Annotated in this window: 3 protein-coding genes; 1 reads left to right on the top strand and 2 read right to left on the bottom strand. The window is 71.6% G+C overall.

Annotated features, from left to right (window positions below; all coding sequences use genetic code 11):
• Positions 1–276: response regulator transcription factor (locus tag MVA01S_RS29240; RefSeq protein ID WP_169801788.1), on the top strand; the 276-nt coding region annotated here is incomplete at its 5' end.
• A 27-nt stretch (positions 277–303) separates the two neighbouring features.
• Here the strand turns inward: MVA01S_RS29240 and MVA01S_RS29235 are convergent.
• Together MVA01S_RS29235 and MVA01S_RS29230 are read right to left on the bottom strand one after the other, a co-directional pair.
• Positions 304–2,418 (bottom strand): acyltransferase family protein, encoded by a 2,115-nt coding sequence (locus MVA01S_RS29235; protein ID WP_003933817.1) that lies wholly within the window; start codon positions 2,416–2,418, stop codon positions 304–306.
• Between the two features lie 108 nt (positions 2,419–2,526).
• A partial coding sequence (locus MVA01S_RS29230; RefSeq protein WP_169801787.1) for a TOBE domain-containing protein occupies positions 2,527–3,148 on the bottom strand: 622 nt, incomplete at its 5' end.

Genomic DNA, 3,148 nt, shown 5'->3' with positions numbered 1-3,148 from the left:
CTCGGCTGCGCCGCCCGCGCCGACGCGCTGGCCGCCGACGGCGGGGGAGTGCGCACCCCGGCACTGGCAGCCGCCGGGTCGGACCTGCCGGTGACCGAGCGTGAGCGCGAGGTGATCGCTCTGCTGGGACTGGGGCTGTCCAATCGCGACATCGCCGAGCGCCTCGTGCTGTCGCCCCGCACCGTGGAGGGGCACATCTACAAGGCGATGATCAAGACCGGCGTCAGCAGCAGGGAAGAACTGGCTGCCCTTCTGCGGCCCCGCAAATCGGGCTAGCGGTTGCGGCCGGGACAGCAGCCCCGCTCACCACCAGCCGGTGGCCAGCCTGAGCTGTCGGCCGAGCTCGTCGGCCATGGTCCGCATGTACGTCGCGGACACGTGATGAGAGTCGTGGTACACCAGCACGTTTCCCTCGGTGGCACGGCAGTCGGTGACGTCGCAGACGGCATCGCTGAGATCCAGCGGCCGCAACAGCGGATACTGCTCGGTGTACGCCAGCGTCGGGTTGACGTCCGACAGCGCCCAGGACCGCTTCACCCCGCAGCTGATCGCGTCGCCGCCGCGCGCCAGGCAGTCCGCCGGGTCCCTCAACCATCCGTTCCTGACCAGCCACGGGGTGTCGCGCATACCGAGCATGGCGATGTCGTGGGCGGCGAAGGTGTCCCAGATGCCGAGGTAGCCGTCCGGCACGATGTCGCCCGGGCCGTCGATCCTCGGCCGGGTGGTGGTGGTGAACACGTAGTCCGGCCGGTCGGCGACCAGCTGGGCCATCACGTCCTGATTCCACTGGTGACACTGCGGATAGGGGTTGTCCGAGATGGCGATCATCGGCACCAGTTCGGTGGTCAGCGGGCAGCCCATCTTCAGATAGGTGACCACGCGGAAGCCGTGGCGCACACCCAGCATGTCCAGTGCCGTGATCCAGTGCTCGGCGTGCGAGCCGCCGGCCAGCGCGATGGTGCGGAGGGCATCGGGATCGCCGTAGATGCAGTTGATGACCTCGGGATTGAGGAAGTCGCTGATGCAACCGTCCTGCGTGGTCGCGGGCAGGTCGTCGCGGGCTTCCAGGACGCTGGGCCGCATCGGCAGTTCCGGCACCCGCAGCCGGTTGGTCAGCGCCCGCGCGCCCGGGTAGTCGCGTTCGGGCAGTTGTGCCAGCTCATGCCCGTTGGCGCGCTGCAGGGTGACGTGTTCGCGCCAGGACAACGACGACACCGTGAGCGCGACGGCCAGCAGCGCCACCGCCCCACCGAGCGCGACCGTGGGGCGGCGAAGCGCACCCCACACCCGTGCCGCCCGGTGCGGACGGGCCGGCCGGGCGTCGGCGTAGCGCAGCGGGTTCTCGACGAAGCGGTGGGTCAGGAACGCCAGCAACAGCGACACCGCCAGCACCCCGAGGCCGTCGAGGACGCCCGCGCCGGCCCGCCCGGTGTGCACCAGCCAGAAGATCAGCACCGGCCAGTGCCACAGGTACAGCGAGTACGCGATCGCGCCGAGCCAGACCAGGACGCGGCTCGACAGCAACCGCAGCGGGGCGGCCACCCCGTCCGGCTGCCCGGCCCCGGCGGCGATCACCAGCAGAGTGGCGGCCACCGGCACCAGCGCCCACGGTCCCGGGAACAACTGCGCCCCGTCGATCCAGGCGCCGCAGGACACGATCAGCAGAATTCCGGCGGCCGCGGCCACGGTCCGCAACCACGTCGGCATGCGCAGCCCGGTGAACAGCAGCGCCGCGACGGTGCCGGCAAGCAGTTCCCAGGCCCGCGCGAAGCTGTCGTAGTACGCGCTCGGCGGGTGCTCGGCCTGCGCGACAACCGCGTACCAGAACGACGCGACGGTCAGCGCACCGAGCACCGTGACCAGCACGCCCTTGAGCCGGGCGCCGGCGATCAGGCGGGCCAGCGCGGTCAGTACCAGGACCACCACCAGCAGCGCCAGGTAGAACTGGCCCTGCACGGACATCGACCACAGGTGTTGCAGTGGGCTGACGGCCTCCCCGGCGCGGCTGTAGTCCGCTGCGGTTCCGGCCAGATGCCAGTTCTGGTAGTAGCCCAGGCTGGCCAGGCTCTGGTCGGCGAAGGACTCCCACCGGGTCTGCGGCTGGATGGTCACGGTCAGCAGCGCCGCGAAGCCCAGCACCACCACCAGCGCAGGCAGCAGCCGCCGCGCCAGCCGGCGCAGCAGCGGGAGCGGGTTGAGCGAGGACTCCGGGTTCAGCGCGCGGCGCAACACCATCGCGCCGAAGAAGTAACCCGACAGGACCAGGAAGACGTCCACGCCGCCGGACACCCGGCCGAACCAGATGTGGAACACGGCGACCAGGGCGATGGCCAGACCCCGCAGGCCGTCGAGGTCGGTGCGGCGGCTCCTTTCGGGTGCCTGCGCCGGCCCGCGCCACCTGCCCGACAAGTTCACCACCTAGTCCACGAACGCCCTCTCCGCCGCCGCGGATCGTCGCCGGCCGAGTCGGCCAGTAATTTACCTAACGTTTCGGCCTTCCCGCGCATGACGGCGGGCGGGTGAACGTCAGACTGCCGGGTGCAGGCGCACCTCACGAGCCTTGACCACGAAGTACACCGTCTGCCCGGGCACCAGGTTCAGCTCCGCGGCGGCGGCCACCGTGATGTCAGCGGCCAGCCCGGTGCCGCCGTCGGGCTGGTCGGCGCCGCGCACCCGGACGCCGTCGCCGTGCACGTCGACCTCGGCGATCGTGAGCTCGATCACGTTGCGCGGGCTGCCGTGGGGCGGTTCCAGATGTACCGCCACCGCGTCGGGCCGGAACAATGCGACGACGGCCGCGCCGACGGTGACGTCGCCGGTCCCCGCGATCGCGGTGTTCCACGCGGTGCGCACCACGCCGGGCTCGGCGACGGTCCCGGCGACCAGGTTGACCCCGGCGATGCGCGCCGAGAAGTCGCTGCGCGGGGCTGTCAGCACCTCCCGCGCCGGCCCGCTCTCCACGATCCGGCCGTTCTCGACGACAGCGACCCGGTCGGCCACGGCCAGCGCGTCGAACAGGTCGTGGGTCACGATGATCGCGGTGCGGCCGGCGTCGCGCAGCACCTCGCGCAACAGCCGGCGCAGCGCGGGCGCCGCCGTGACGTCGAGGGCGGCCATCGGTTCGTCCAGCAGCAGCAGGCGCGGCTCG

The organism is Mycolicibacterium vaccae NBRC 14118 = CIP 105934, assembly GCF_001552715.1.
Taxonomy (GTDB): domain Bacteria; phylum Actinomycetota; class Actinomycetes; order Mycobacteriales; family Mycobacteriaceae; genus Mycobacterium; species Mycobacterium vaccae.
The sequence above is the reverse complement of the archived record's forward strand: the minus strand, read 5'-3'. Positions and strand labels throughout refer to the sequence as shown.